The following is a 684-nucleotide window of genomic DNA, read 5'->3' as shown; positions in this document are numbered from 1 at the left end:
ATTACCTGTGCGTAAATGTGACGCGGGGTACGATGTACCACCAGGCGAGTTGCGCCCAGCTCCTGGAGCTTGCGGCGTGCGCGGGTCGCACGACGGATACGAGCAGATTTCTTATCCATAGTGTTACCTTACTTCTTCTTAGCCTCTTTGGTACGCACGACTTCGTCGGCGTAACGAACACCCTTGCCTTTATAAGGCTCAGGACGACGGTAGGCGCGCAGATCCGCTGCAACCTGGCCGATCACCTGCTTATCAGCGCCTTTCAGCACGATTTCAGTCTGAGTCGGACATTCAGCAGTGATACCCGCAGGCAGCTGATGGTCAACAGGATGAGAGAAACCCAGAGACAGGTTAATCACATTGCCTTTAACCGCTGCACGGTAACCTACACCAACCAGCTGCAGCTTCTTAGTGAAGCCTTCGGTAACACCGATAACCATTGAGTTCAGCAGGGCACGCGCGGTACCAGCCTGTGCCCAACCGTCTGCGTAACCATCACGCGGACCGAAGGTCAGGGTATTATCTGCATGTTTAACTTCAACAGCATCGTTGAGAGTACGAGTCAGCTCGCCGTTTTTACCTTTGATCGTAATAACCTGACCGTTGATTTTTACGTCAACGCCGGCAGGAACAACGACCGGTGCTTTAGCAACACGAGACATTTTTTCCTCCGATTAGGCTACG

2 protein-coding genes are annotated in these 684 nt (G+C 52.9%); both read right to left on the bottom strand.

Features of this window, described 5'->3' with window-relative positions; translation table 11 throughout:
* Positions 1–119 (bottom strand): 50S ribosomal protein L18 (locus ACFFRH_RS44890; protein WP_512701146.1); only part of this gene is annotated, 119 nt, incomplete at its 3' end.
* 9 nt (positions 120–128) lie between these two features.
* Positions 129–662, bottom strand: coding sequence for a 50S ribosomal protein L6 (gene rplF / locus ACFFRH_RS44885; protein WP_000091945.1), 534 nt, complete (start codon positions 660–662; stop codon positions 129–131).
* Between the last annotated feature and the right edge of the window lie 22 nt (positions 663–684).

Source organism: Streptosporangium vulgare (assembly GCF_042428775.1).
Taxonomy (GTDB): domain Bacteria; phylum Actinomycetota; class Actinomycetes; order Streptosporangiales; family Streptosporangiaceae; genus Streptosporangium; species Streptosporangium vulgare.
Note: the sequence above shows the minus strand (reverse complement) of the source record. Positions and strands in the feature narration are given on the sequence as shown.